The organism is Nitrosomonas sp. (assembly GCF_040240425.1).
Classification (GTDB): domain Bacteria; phylum Pseudomonadota; class Gammaproteobacteria; order Burkholderiales; family Nitrosomonadaceae; genus Nitrosomonas.
Map to the genome: position 1 here is coordinate 23480 of NZ_QPHG01000028.1, position 13138 is coordinate 36617.

General features: G+C 48.0%; 16 protein-coding genes, 1 tRNA gene and 1 pseudogene. 15 read left to right on the plus strand and 3 right to left on the minus strand.

Annotation, left to right across the window (positions count from 1 at the left end; genetic code table 11):
• Positions 1-17 precede the first annotated feature (17 nt).
• The 8 genes from lepB (at position 18) to lpdA (ending at position 6649) form a co-directional block, all read left to right on the plus strand.
• Positions 18-824, plus strand: coding sequence for a signal peptidase I (gene lepB / locus DU481_RS11175; protein WP_090316162.1), 807 nt, complete (start codon positions 18-20; stop codon positions 822-824).
• Between the two features lie 31 nt (positions 825-855).
• Positions 856-1227, plus strand: coding sequence for a DUF4845 domain-containing protein (locus tag DU481_RS11180; protein WP_350134498.1), 372 nt, complete (start codon positions 856-858; stop codon positions 1225-1227).
• A 20-nt stretch (positions 1228-1247) separates the two neighbouring features.
• A complete protein-coding gene (gene rnc / locus DU481_RS11185) occupies positions 1248-1955 on the plus strand; it encodes a ribonuclease III (RefSeq protein ID WP_292666785.1) in 708 nt (235 codons plus the stop codon).
• A gap of 47 nt (positions 1956-2002) precedes the next feature.
• Positions 2003-2896: a GTPase Era gene (era, locus tag DU481_RS11190; protein WP_350134500.1), complete on the plus strand. Its 894-nt coding sequence runs from the start codon at positions 2003-2005 to the stop codon at positions 2894-2896.
• A 42-nt stretch (positions 2897-2938) separates the two neighbouring features.
• Entirely contained in the window at positions 2939-3667 is a 729-nt protein-coding gene (gene pdxJ / locus DU481_RS11195; protein WP_350134502.1) for a pyridoxine 5'-phosphate synthase, read from the plus strand.
• A complete protein-coding gene (gene acpS, locus DU481_RS11200) occupies positions 3664-4041 on the plus strand; it encodes a holo-ACP synthase (RefSeq protein WP_350113215.1) in 378 nt (125 codons plus the stop codon). Before pdxJ ends, acpS begins: the two co-directional genes overlap by 4 nt.
• 2 nt (positions 4042-4043) lie before the next feature.
• A complete protein-coding gene (gene nagZ, locus DU481_RS11205; protein ID WP_350134504.1) occupies positions 4044-5096 on the plus strand; it encodes a beta-N-acetylhexosaminidase in 1053 nt (350 codons plus the stop codon).
• Between the two features lie 92 nt (positions 5097-5188).
• Positions 5189-6649 carry a dihydrolipoyl dehydrogenase gene (lpdA, locus tag DU481_RS11210; RefSeq protein ID WP_350134506.1) on the plus strand — a complete coding sequence of 487 codons (1461 nt, stop codon included), beginning with the start codon at positions 5189-5191 and terminating at the stop codon, positions 6647-6649.
• A gap of 51 nt (positions 6650-6700) precedes the next feature.
• Here lpdA and DU481_RS11215 read toward each other — a convergent pair whose 3' ends face one another.
• Positions 6701-7132, minus strand: coding sequence for a hypothetical protein (locus DU481_RS11215; protein ID WP_350113206.1), 432 nt, complete (start codon positions 7130-7132; stop codon positions 6701-6703).
• 475 nt (positions 7133-7607) lie between these two features.
• On the opposite strand from DU481_RS11215, the gene DU481_RS11220 reads away from it, so the two are divergent.
• The 6 genes from DU481_RS11220 to grxD all read left to right on the plus strand — a co-directional run bounded on the left by DU481_RS11220 (position 7608) and on the right by grxD (position 12201).
• A tRNA-Val gene (locus DU481_RS11220) sits at positions 7608-7684 on the plus strand.
• Between the two features lie 287 nt (positions 7685-7971).
• Positions 7972-8472: a CreA family protein gene (locus DU481_RS11225; protein ID WP_502889949.1), complete on the plus strand. Its 501-nt coding sequence runs from the start codon at positions 7972-7974 to the stop codon at positions 8470-8472.
• Between the two features lie 128 nt (positions 8473-8600).
• The gene (gene hemA / locus DU481_RS11230) at positions 8601-9854 is read left to right on the plus strand and encodes a glutamyl-tRNA reductase (RefSeq protein WP_090316137.1); all 1254 of its coding nucleotides are present in this window, start codon (positions 8601-8603) and stop codon (positions 9852-9854) included.
• Positions 9851-10930, plus strand: coding sequence for a peptide chain release factor 1 (prfA, locus tag DU481_RS11235; RefSeq protein ID WP_090316134.1), 1080 nt, complete (start codon positions 9851-9853; stop codon positions 10928-10930). The genes hemA and prfA overlap by 4 nt, the downstream gene beginning before the upstream one ends.
• 34 nt (positions 10931-10964) lie before the next feature.
• Entirely contained in the window at positions 10965-11795 is an 831-nt protein-coding gene (prmC, locus tag DU481_RS11240; RefSeq protein ID WP_350134508.1) for a peptide chain release factor N(5)-glutamine methyltransferase, read from the plus strand.
• A 97-nt stretch (positions 11796-11892) separates the two neighbouring features.
• Positions 11893-12201 carry a Grx4 family monothiol glutaredoxin gene (gene grxD / locus DU481_RS11245; protein WP_090316128.1) on the plus strand — a complete coding sequence of 103 codons (309 nt, stop codon included), beginning with the start codon at positions 11893-11895 and terminating at the stop codon, positions 12199-12201.
• 68 nt (positions 12202-12269) lie between these two features.
• Here grxD and DU481_RS11250 read toward each other — a convergent pair whose 3' ends face one another.
• On the minus strand, positions 12270-12689 hold the full coding sequence (locus DU481_RS11250) for a YqaA family protein (RefSeq protein WP_350134510.1): 420 nt from the start codon (positions 12687-12689) through the stop codon (positions 12270-12272).
• 184 nt (positions 12690-12873) lie between these two features.
• On the opposite strand from DU481_RS11250, the gene DU481_RS11255 reads away from it, so the two are divergent.
• Complete coding sequence (locus DU481_RS11255; protein ID WP_350134512.1) at positions 12874-13035, plus strand: hypothetical protein; 162 nt, start codon at positions 12874-12876, stop codon at positions 13033-13035.
• Here the strand turns inward: DU481_RS11255 and DU481_RS11260 are convergent.
• Positions 13032-13138, minus strand: a pseudogene (locus DU481_RS11260) (IS1595 family transposase); the annotation flags it as partial. The gene DU481_RS11255 and the pseudogene DU481_RS11260 sit on opposite strands and share 4 nt — an antisense overlap.

The window sequence follows — 13138 nt, forward strand, 5'->3', positions numbered from 1 at the left end:
TCATCGAAGGAATCGCAATGAATTTTCCTTTGATTTTGTTCGTACTGCTGGTGATTACCGGTTGTATTTATTTACTGGATTTTCTATTTTGGAAAAATAAACGTGCGGAAGGAGAAAGTGAACCTTGGTGGATCGAATATCCAAAGAGTTTTTTTCCTATAATTCTGATCGTTTTCAGCTTGCGCTCCTTTGTGATCGAGCCATTCAAAATTCCTTCCGGGTCGATGATACCGACGCTGCTGGTCGGTGATTTCATTTTGGTCAACAAATATACCTATGGAATCCGGCTGCCGGTTATCAACAAGAAAGTTATAGACATGAATGAACCGAAGCGTGGCGACGTGCTGGTATTCCGCTATCCTGAGGATCCTTCGATTGATTATATTAAGCGGGTGGTCGGCGTGCCTGGCGACGTGATCACTTATCATAATAAGCAGCTCATTATTAATGGCGAAGTGATCAAAATGGACTATGACGGCGATTACAAATATGTCGAGTCCGGCCACGGCTATATTTATTCCGATCGTTATTCGGAATACCTAAACAAGGAAGAAGGTCATTCTATTCTGATTAATCAGGATGTTAAAGGACTGCAATACTCGAATGTCAGGGACTTTCCGTTTCGCGACAACTGCAAGTATCACCGCACGGGATTTACTTGCGAAGTGCCGCCGGGGAATTATTTCGCCCTTGGGGATAATCGCGACAGTAGCAGCGATAGCCGTTACTGGGGGTTTGTTCCGGAGGAAAATATTGTCGGCAAAGCCTTCATGATTTGGTGGAACTTTGGAAGCTTTGATCGTATCGGGTTGTCCATTAAATAATCGATAAGCTTTTTTAAATGTGGAAGAAAGTATGAGATATCATACGCTGCGGCAAAAACAGAGAGGTATCAGCTTATCCGGTTTGCTCATCTGGGCGGTAATTTTAATTCTGGTTTCAATTTCCGGTTTGAAAGTTGCACCTGCTTATATTGAATTCTCATCGATCAAAAGAAATCTGACCGCCATTGTGAAAGACATCGATACGCAGACCACTAGTCCGAGTCAAATAAAAATATCGTTTGATAAGCGCGCCCAAATTGATGGTATTAAATCTATCAATGGGCAAGATATTAAAATCAATAAGGAAAATGGCCGCATTGTACTCAGTGCAAGCTATGCAGTTCAAATACCTCTGGTTTCCAATATTTCCCTGCATATTGACTTTCAAGCATCCAGCGAGTGATAACGGAAATATCGTGTCCAATGTCGCTACCCAGTAATCATCCCTTGTTGTTCGAGCAGTTTTGTAAACGCCTGGGGTATACATTTACACGCCCCCAGTTGCTACAGGAAGCATTGACGCATCGAAGCCATAGCGCAGCGCATAATGAACGGCTTGAGTTTCTTGGCGATGCAGTACTGAATTGCGCGATCGCCGGATTGATTTATACACAATTTCCGGAGCTTCCGGAGGGCCATTTGTCCCGATTGCGCGCCAATTTCGTCAATCAAAAAGCACTCTCCGGCATGGCGCTGAACTTGCAGATCGATCAACTGATAAGATTGGGCGAAGGCGAACTCAGGAGTGGCGGCTGCCACCGCCCGTCGATTCTGGCTGATGCTCTGGAAGCGGTATTGGGTGCCATCTATGTGGACAGTAATTACGCACAGGCGGAAGATGTCATTAAAGCACTCTATTTGCCCTTGATGCAGGATATCGATTTTAAAACGCAAGGCAAGGATCCGAAAACTTTATTGCAGGAATTTTTACAAAGTCAGAAACTGGCGCTGCCGGAGTATGTGGTAGTTACCACCAGCGGTAAAGCGCATAAGCAGAAATTTCAAGTGGATTGCGTGATACCGGCATTCGATATCCGGACTTCGGGCGAAGGCACCAGCCGGCGTGGTGCGGAGCAAGCAGCGGCGAAGCTGGCTTATGACGAAATTTGCTTGCATCATGCGTATCCTTAATGTGATTATTTCTGATAACACGATATGACAAACCAAGATTCTTTAGCATGACTGTTGCAGCCCATTTCCGCACCGGCTACATCGCCATTATCGGCCGCCCCAATGTGGGTAAATCAACCTTACTGAATAAGCTGCTGCAACAAAAAATCAGCATTACCTCCCGGAAAGCCCAAACGACTCGTTTCCGCATCAACGGTATTTTGACGGATCAGCAAACGCAGTACGTTTTCGTGGATACACCCGGCTTCCAGACGCAATTTATCAACCGTTTAAACACGGCCATGAACCGGGTAGTTATGCAAAGCGTGCAGGATGTCGACGTCATTTTGTTTGTCATCGAGGCGCTACGGTTTGATCAGCGCGATCTTGCGGCGCTTAAAATTCTGCCTGAGCATGTGCCGGTTATTTTGGTGATCAATAAAATTGATAGGCTGGCTGACAAAAACCGGTTGCTTCCGTTTTTAAAGGAGGTCGGTAGTACTTTTAAATTCGCCGATGTTATACCAGTCAGCGCCATGCATAAAATCCAATTACCGGAGCTCCTCACCACCATCCGTCAGTATTTACCTGAGAATCCGCCTCTGTATGGCGAAGATGAAGTGACGGATCGCAGTGAGCGTTTCATTGCGGGAGAATTTATCCGGGAAAAATTATTTCGCTTGGTTGGCGACGAGATCCCCTATTCAACCAGTGTCATGGTTGATCAATTCAAGCAGGAAGACGGGGTACACAAGATTTATGCCACCATTTTGGTTGAGAAACCGAACCAGAAAGCGATTATCATTGGCAAGAAAGGTGAAAAACTGAAGCAAATAGCCACTCAAGCGCGTAAAGATATGGAATTGCTGCTGGGTGAAAAGGTCTATTTGGAAGTGTGGGTGAAAGTGAAGAGCGGTTGGGCTGATAGCGAAAGTGTGTTAAGAAATCTTGGTTACGAATAATGTGTTAGAAGTTTTCACTAACGAGCTTCTTGGAAAATTGCAATGAAGATTGAATTAGGCGTCAATATTGATCATGTGGCGACATTACGGCAGGCGCGCGGCACAAACTATCCGGATCCGATCGAAGCGGCATTGATCGCGGAATCCGCCGGAGCGGACGCGATTACGCTACATTTACGCGAAGATCGCCGTCACATACAGGATCGCGATGTCGAGATTTTACGTGACCGGTTAACTACCCGGATGAATCTGGAAAGCGCGGTGACCGATGAGATGATTGGTATCGCATTGCGCATTAAGCCGCATGACATTTGCCTGGTGCCGGAGCGGCGCGAAGAGTTGACGACCGAAGGCGGACTCGATGTGGTCAAGCATTTTGAGCAAGTTCAGCGCGCATGCCAGAAACTGGCGCAAGCAGGGATACGGGTTTCGTTGTTCATCAATGCCGATCCGCTGCAAATTGATGCAGCTGCGCGCGCGGGCGCGCCGGTTATCGAAATTCATACCGGCGGTTTTGCCGATGCGCATACGCCACAAGTGCAAGCAGAACAATTTTCCGCCATCCAGAAAGCGGTTGCGTTGGGTATCGATCTTGGTCTGAAAGTCAATGCCGGACACGGTTTGCATTATGACAATGTGCAAACCATCGCCGCTATTCCCGAGATTTCCGAATTGAATATCGGTCACGCGATTGTCGCGCGGGCGATTTTTGTTGGTTTTAAGCAGGCCGTGCAGGAAATGAAACAATTGATGCTTGAGGCGCGTGGATGATCTACGGTATTGGCACCGATATTGTCGAATCGGCGCGTATTGCGCAATCGCTGGACCGCTATGGCGAGCGCTTTGCGCGGCGCATCTTAACCGACAGCGAATGGCAGGAATACCATTCGAGCAGCAAGCCGGTTCTGTATCTGGCCGGACGTTTTGCCGCCAAGGAAGCATTGTCTAAAGCGATAGGTACGGGATTGCGCCATCCGGTGAGTTTCACGTATATCACGATTACGCATGACGATCTGGGTAAGCCTTTTTTTCAATTTCATCCCGAGCTTGATCAACTCATTAACGATAAAGGCATTACGCAGCACCATCTTTCCATCAGCGATGAGATCAATATGGTGTGCGCCTTTGTCGTGCTGGAAAGATAATCGTGCCGCTAGGTCCCGTGATGCTCGATATCGCCGGTACGCAGCTGACCGAGGACGATAAGCGCAGGCTGCTGCACCCGCTTACCGGCGGTGTGATTCTTTTTACACGCAATTATGACAATCACCGTCAATTGACTGAATTGACGCAGCAAATTCATGCGTTACGCAGCCCGCACCTATTGATTGCCGTTGATCATGAAGGCGGCCGCGTGCAACGTTTCCGGGAAGATTTTACGCGCATACCCGCGATGCGTGAGCTGGGAAAAATCTGGGATAAGCAGCCCGCGCGCGCGCGTCATCTCGCCAGACAGACTGGCTATGTATTGGCGGCTGAGTTAAATGCCTGCGATGTTGATTTCAGTTTTACGCCGGTGTTGGATATCGATCACGGACAAAGCGGCGTGATCGGTGATCGCGCTTTTCATCAGGATCCGCATGCCGTTTCCGATCTGGCGCATCAATTGATGCTCGGATTGAAAAAAGGCGGCATGCTCGCGGTCGGCAAGCATTTTCCCGGCCATGGCTATATCAAGGCCGATTCCCATCTGCAAAAATCCATCGATCAGCGCAGCTACATCGATATCGAAATGAATGATCTGATTCCTTTCCAGCAGATGATCGATTTTGGATTGGCCGGGATAATGCCGGCGCATGTCATTTACCCGGCAGTGGATGCGAGACCGGCCGGTTTTTCCACCCTCTGGCTACAGAAAATTTTGCGCGAGCAGCTGCAATTTGAAGGTTGCATTTTCAGTGACGACTTGACGATGCGCGGTGCCGGAGAATTTCTCGAATCCATGCTGTCACGCGCGCAAGCGGCACTGGCCGCAGGTTGCGACATGATACTGGTGTGCAATAATTCTGCCGGTGCGGATGAGATTTTAAATGGCTTGCAGTGGGAGATGACAGCGACCAGTCTCTCGCGCTTGGCGCGTATGCATGCCAGAAATCATTCCGGTTCACTGACGAAACTGCGCGAGAATGGCGATTACGTGCAGGCAGTGCGTGAAATCAGCGGCATTGGCTGTGAAAGCGGAGAGCTGCCGCTGCAATGAGCTAGGTCTGCCAGTCAAAACAAATCATCAACAGTCATTTTGTTTTACTTTAAAATTACTCCCTCATTACGATATTCCCATAAGGTTTAATCATGTCAGAAACATTTGATGTAGCAGTAATCGGTGCGGGTCCCGGCGGTTATGTGGCGGCGATCCGTTGTGCGCAACTTGGTTTGAATACCGTGTGTATCGACGAATGGAAAAATCCCAAAGGCAAAGCCAGTCTTGGTGGTACCTGTTTAAACGTCGGGTGTATTCCATCCAAGGCGTTATTGGAATCCTCAGAGAATTATTTCCAGATTCAACACAAAGTATCCGCGCACGGTATCACGGCGGAGAATGTATCCGTCGATGTTCCGGTCATGATTGCGCGCAAGGACAAAATTGTGACTATGTTTACCACCGGTATTGCTTCATTGTTCAAGAAGAACAAAGTGAAATCGATGCATGGCCGCGGAACCCTACTTAAACGGGACGCATCCACCAATACCTGGCAGATCAAAGTGGACGATAACGGTACCGCCGAGACAATTCAAGCCAAACATGTCATCGTCGCAACCGGATCGGTTCCGCGCCCATTGCCTTTTGCCGAAGTGGATAATGTCATGATCCTGGATAATGCCGGTGCCTTGGCATTAACGGAAGTACCCAAACGACTGGGTGTCATCGGTGCGGGGGTGATCGGTCTTGAAATGGGCAGCGTGTGGCGCAGACTGGGTTCGGAAGTCACGATCCTCGAAGCAATGCCCGGCTTTTTGATGGCAGCGGATGAGCAAATCGCCAAGGAAGCGAAAAGTATTTTTGCCAAAGAAACGGGTTTGCAAATCAATACCGGCGTCAATATCAAATCGGTCAAAGTAAGCGGTGATATTGTCACGGTCGGTTATAGCGACTCAAATAATCAGGAACAGATTCTGGAAGTCGACAAGTTGATCGTCGCCATCGGCCGCATTCCGAACACTGCGGGATTGGGTGTTCAGGAAAACGGTTTGCAGGTGGATGAGCGCGGATTTGTTGTGGTTGATCAATACTGCCGTACCAATCTGGCTAATGTGTATGCCGTGGGTGACGTGGTGCGCGGACCGATGCTGGCACACAAAGCTTCGGAAGAAGGAGTGGCCGTTGCCGAAATGATTCAGCATATGGAAAAAGGACAAACCGACGAGCTTGAAACAGTGGATTTCAATACAGTGCCGTGGGTCATTTATACAGCGCCTGAAATTGCCTGGGTGGGGAAAAACGAACAGGAATTAAGAGCGGCTGGTATCGCCTATAAAGCAGGCCAGTTTCCTTTTATTGCCAACGGACGTGCAAGAGCCATGGGTGAAACAAGCGGTTTTATCAAAGTATTAGCGGACGAGAAAACCGATCGTGTGTTGGGTGTTCACATGATCGGCCCGCATGTGTCGGAACTCATTTCGGAAGCGGTGATGGCGATGAAATTTTCCGCCAGTAGTGAAGATATCGCTTGCATAGTCCATGCGCATCCGTCGTTATCGGAAGTATTCCATGAGGCTGCACTTGGCGTGGATAAGCGTGCGCTACATATTTAGAATTACGGCACTCTTATCCAGGATTGTTGCGGTCAGTAACGGAATCAACTATTAGAAGCAATGGGTCTTGTCCGGGTCAACCGTGCAAGACCAGCGTAAATGATGCATCCCAGCTGTTTTATTCACGAGATAGTCGGCGCGGAGCTGTTTATTTTGTTCCACGGTTAGTGCAGCGGTTTCGGGCACAAAGCGTTCTTCACTCCAGAATCTGATTCTACAGAACTGATCGGAAGGACTGCAAAGCCGATTGATGACAGCGCTATAGATGGTCTTGTCTGTGTAGACCGCGTGATCGATGAGTACCAGATTAACGAATTTTCCAGAAGTGCCCAATTCGACTTTCCGGACTAGACGCCATCCGTTTCCTCCATCTAATTCCGATGCCGACTCGTCATGGCTGTGGTCCTCGCCCTCATGAGCAAAAGCGCTGAAAGGTAAAGCAAGTATCAAAAACAAAAAAATGCTTGGTAACAGTTTATGCATAAATTCTCCTTGGCAAATGCCAGTCCATTATTTATTAATAAAATCTTAATCTCGTTTTAACGCATTGCTTCCAGATCAATTTTTCTTATCTGGATCGTTCTTGCAGCGGGGCAGTATACTTGAAAATCATGTTTTGAACATTATTGATGATTGGTTTTGCTGATAAACGAGCCGTGTGATTAAATCAGGCATGGAATGCACGGGAATGTTGCTTGCAATCACATGGCCGAGGTGTGCGGTGCCGGTTTGTTTAACCAACAACCAAAATGCCGGTTAAAGATTGTTTTTAAGAGCAAAAGAGAACGTCCAGGGTAGACGGAATATCATCCGGATGCCGGAAACGTTGAGCTGATCGCTTGAATTCTTTGTATAGTGAATTGCTTATGCTTTGAATGAAGCAGATCGTATTCTGAGAGATGGCTAGAACAATTACATTTGTGGCGTTTAACGGTTTCAGTTAGAATCCGCTTTTCCCAGGCGCGTAGCTCAGCTGGTTAGAGCACCACCTTGACATGGTGGGGGTCGTTGGTTCGAGTCCAATCGCGCCTACCAGAATAAATCTGGTAATTTCCTTCCACTATCTTTGTTGTGTTTGGACATCATTGCCAACTTAGCGAACACAATAAACACCTCGCAAAACCGGATTCTATCCGGTGTAATATGAAATCTCACCAGTTGACCGCAAGAATCGAACGCAGGAATGAAACTAACTTGTAACCTGAGACTCAATGGCTAATAATTGATGCTGATTGCAGCAGAAGCAAATTTTATGGAATATGTATTAAGATGCATGTTTATAAACTAAAAACGGGTGATACCAAGGTTGCGGGGAGAAGATAATGCAGTTTCAGATCAATAGTAAAAAGAGAATTGCGGTACATTTCATCGGGATGCTGAGCTTGTTGTCATTTGCAGCCAGTGTCGCTGTGGCGGAACAAATCGGCAGTGTTTCAACCAAGTTCAAATTATTGGGCGCGAATGACAAAATCGTCATCGAAGCATTTGACGATCCTGAAATTCCCGGTGCAACCTGTTATTTAAGCCGGGCAAAAACCGGCGGTGTCAGCGGCGTGGTCGGTGTTGCCGAGGATACTTCGGATGCTTCGATTGCGTGCCGTCAGATCGGGCCGATTACATTGCCGGAAAAAATAAAGAACGGGCATGAAGATGGCAAAGAAGTTTTCAAAAAAAATACATCGCTGTTGTTCAAAACATTGCAGGTTGTCCGGTTTTATGATGCAAAGCGAAATGTGCTGGTTTATTTGACTTACAGCGACCGGATTATTGAAGGATCGCCTAAAAACAGCATTTCGATCATTCCCATTACGCCCTGGCATTAATGGGAAGCGTATGCGTTAATACGGAATTGTAAAATTAATTATTTTGATTGATAGTATTTAAGAGCTCCTAATATTATAATCGCGAGTTATTTCTTACCCGTTGCTTTCATTGGCTAACATTATTTTTCATGCAGTTATTCGCCTTCGGTATTAATCACAATACTGCGCCACTGGATGTGCGTGAGCAGGTTACTTTTCCTGAAAATACGATGGAGCTTGCGCTGAGGGATCTGGTCGGACGCAACCCGATTAAAGAAGCAGCCATTGTATCTACATGTAATCGCACGGAAGTCTATTGTTGCACCGATAAACCGGAAGATGCCATGGCGTGGCTGGCGGATTTTCATCATTTGCCGACGCGTGAACTGGATCCCTATTTATACAAATTTCCCCGCGAACACGCCGTAAAACATGCCTTCCGCGTTGCCAGCGGCTTGGATTCGATGGTATTGGGCGAACCGCAAATATTGGGGCAGCTCAAAAGTGCAGTGAAATCGGCGGAACATGCCGGGACTCTCGGCCTATTGCTGCATAAACTCTTTCAGCGTACTTTTTATGTCGCCAAAGAAGTGCGCACATCGACTGAAATCGGCACTAGCTCGGTATCGATGGCTGCCGCAGCGGCGCGCTTGGCCGAACGGATTTTCGGCGATATCAGTGAACAGCGTGTGTTGTTTATCGGCGCCGGAGAAATGATCGAGCTGTGCGCCAATCACTTTGCCGCGCGTAATCCCAAGAAAATAACCGTAGCGAACCGTACTACCGAGCGTGCCGAAGCGCTGGCGGAACGTTTCAATGCACAAGCAATTACGCTCAGCGAATTGCCGGAACAATTGGCGTTGCATGACATCGTGGTGACGTGTACTGCAAGTCCGTTGCCGATACTGGGCAAAGGCATGGTCGAGCGTGCGATCAAGATCCGCAAGCATCGCCCCATCTTTATTGTCGATCTGGCCGTGCCGCGCGATGTGGAATCGGAAGTGGCGGAGCTGGATGACGTATTTCTCTACTACGTCGATGATCTAGCGGAGATCGTCAAAGAAGGTCTGGATTCGCGCCAGAATGCGGTCGCCCAAGCCGAAACCATTATTGACTCCAACGTCGTTGATTTTATGCGCTGGCTGGCAACACGGGAAATGGTGCCAACCATTCGTGCTTTACGTGACCAAGGTGAGCGTTACCGCCGTCATGAACTGGAACGGGCGCACAAGCTGCTCGAGAAAGGTGAAGATCCGAAAAAAGTCATCGAAGCGCTCAGTAATGGCTTAACCAATAAATTCCTGCATGTGCCATCCAGTATTCTGAATCATGCAGCAGCGGATGAACGTGAAGAATTAGTCGAACTGATTAATCGGTTATACCAGCTGCATCGCCCGCAATGAACAAAAACATCACGGACAGGCTCACTCGCTTGAGTGTGCGGTTGGAAGAATTAAACCATCTGCTGAGCAGTGAATCCGCTACATCCGATCTGGATAATTACCGCAAATTGACGCGCGAACACTCCGAAATCGTTCCCATTGTAGAACTCTACCGCGCTTATCAGCAAAGCGAACGCGACATCCAAACCGCGCGGGAAATGCACGCCGATCTCGACATGCGCGCTTTTGCAGAAACCGAGATACAGACCGGCAAAGAGAAACTGGTAAAACTGGAATCGGAAATACAGAAACAGCTGCTGCCGAAAGATCCTAACGACGAACGTAATATTTTCCTGGAAATCCGTGCTGGAACCGGCGGCGACGAATCCGCTCTGTTTGCCGGAAACTTGTTCCGCATGTATTCACGTTTTGCGGAAAGGCGCGGCTGGCAGGTGGAAATCATTTCGCAAAGCTTGTCAGATATCGGCGGCTACAAAGAGATCATTGCCAAAATCATTGGCCAAGGTGCATACTCGCGTCTTAAATTTGAATCCGGCGGGCATCGCGTGCAACGCGTACCCGTCACTGAAACGCAAGGGCGGGTGCACACTTCGACCTGCACCGTGGCGGTGATGCCCGAGGCGGATGAAGTCAGCGAAGTAGTATTGAATCCTTCCGAATTACGTATCGATACATTCCGTGCTTCCGGCGCTGGCGGCCAGCATATCAACAAAACCGACTCGGCTGTACGCGTTACGCACTTGCCAACCGGTATTGTGGTGGAATGCCAGGATGGACGCTCGCAACACAAAAACAAAGCGCAAGCGTTGAGTGTATTGGCGGCGCGCATCCATGCCAAACAGATGCGCGAACAGCATGCGGAACAAGCCGCCACCCGGAAATCACTGGTGGGCAGCGGTGAGCGCTCAGAACGAATCCGCACGTACAATTTCCCCCAGGGGCGCATAACCGACCATCGCATCAATCTGACGCTCTATAAAATGGACCAGATCATGGATGGCGATATCGATGAACTGTGTTCGGCGTTAATGGCCGAACATCAGGCAGAACTCTTAGCCGCTTCCGTGCAAGAATAATCAGCCGTACGGTTGATTCTCCTGATTGCACATTATGCAACCTCTCACTATTTCTCAAGCGTTAGCAACAGCTTGCCGCGATATCGACCGGATCGACGCGCGCCTGTTATTGCAGCATGTGCTCAATGCCGGTAATGCATTCTTGCTGACTTATCCGGATCGAATACTGACCGCGCAGCAACTGGAAGCATTTTTACATTTGGTTCAGCGGCGGATTGACGGTGTGCCGGTTGCTTATTTGACCGGCGAGCGGGATTTTTACGATCTGACTTTTAAAGTCAACGAAGCGGTTCTGATTCCGCGTCCCGAAACCGAATTACTGATTGAACTGGCGTTGCAATTGATTCCATCCGGCCGGTCTTGCAGGATACTCGATCTGGGAACAGGCAGTGGTGCGATTGCGATTACCCTTGCCAAACATCGTCCACACTGCGAAGTTACTGCGGTTGATTTGTCACCGGCTGCAATCGCGGTTGCGCAATGGAACGCGCGCAATCTGCAAACGCATAATCTGAATTTCGTTACGGGCAGCTGGTTCGATGAACTTTCCGGTGAAAAATTTGATCTGATCGTATCCAATCCGCCTTATGTGACTGACACTGATCCGCATCTGCAGCAGGGCGATCTGCGTTTTGAGCCGCCCATGGCATTATCCGCCGGTGACAACGGTTTGTCGTGCATTCACCATATCATCGATGAAGCACCGGATTACCTGGTTAGCAGCGGCTGGTTGTTGCTGGAACATGGTTACGATCAAGCCGTCGCGTGTAGGCAATTGTTGCAGGAAAAGGATTTTAGTAATATTTGTTCCCACCCGGACTTGGCTGGCATAATGCGGGTAAGCGGCGGTCAATTGAATTTTTGATGTAAGCTATCAGTAGGGCGCTAGCGTAGTAATTGAGAACGCGGCTTTTTGTTTCTGTATAAAACTTTTGGAATGATTTTTTGGAGAAATTAACACTATGAATGTTGAAGATTTAATCGAACAACAAATTACCACGCATCCGGTCGTACTCTACATGAAAGGCACCCCAGATCAGCCGCAATGTGGGTTCTCGGCGAATGCTGTGAATATTCTGCAGGCTTGTGGTGTTGATAATATTTACGCTGTAGACGTACTGGCGGATCCGGAAATCAGGCAAGGTATCAAGGATTATTCAAACTGGCCTACCATTCCGCAGTTGTATGTCAACGGCGAGTTTATCGGCGGCTCGGATATCGTCACCGAAATGTATCAGAGCGGTGAACTCCAGAAACTGTTTGAAAACTGATGCTGGTTTAATCGATTATCAACGATCCGGCTTATTCACCAGAGCGAATAAACCGGATTGTGCATCCCTCAGTTCACCGCAACCGCAATGACCCAATAGCGCGCGAATTTCCCCGCTGCAATAAATAACAAAGCCCATAGCCAATTGGTGCGCAACCACCCGGCGGCCACACACAACAAATCGCCAATCAACGGCGCCCACGATAACAGCAGAATCGGCGCGCCATGCCGCCGTACCCATTCCAATCCGCGGGTATTTCCACCGGCTTTCTTCAACACAGTCTTTTCATCCGGCAGTAACCGGCCAATCAGATACGAACTCATCCCTCCGAGCGTATTGCCGATAGTCGCCAAAACCAGCGCCTGCCAATGCAAATCGGGATACGCCAATAACACCCCCACGAGTACCGCCTCCGATCCACCGGGAAGTAATGTTGCAGCCAGGAAACTACTGGTAAATAACGCCAACAGGCTTGATTGTTCGTCCATGAAGTTATTTGAATTTAGAAAGGGCGATAGTTTAGCTGGATATTGGGAATGTGATGGAAATTGATAGTGAAAATTTAGAGTCAGGTAATAGAATATACTTATTGAGATTAACCAATAGAATCTGAAAGATGATTCTTTTATTTAATTATCTTCCATTGGCAAAAATATTTGAGAACGCAACGAGATGAATAGCAGTATTCCTGTTTTCGATCTGAAATTTGAAGAAATTCCTGAAGAAATTGCAAGACTTGCATCCGAACTTCATGGTCGGCGGACTATGGATTTAGTGATCGAAATTTTAAATTCTGATTTTCTTTCAAAAAAACACAGGGTCTTAGGAAGTTAAAGCGGGTTTAAACGTAACAATTTAAGAATTTCATGATAGAGATTATCACGGCGATGATTAAAACGAAATTCGGTTTCTTTCAAGTGCAGGTAGAAAGTATGTT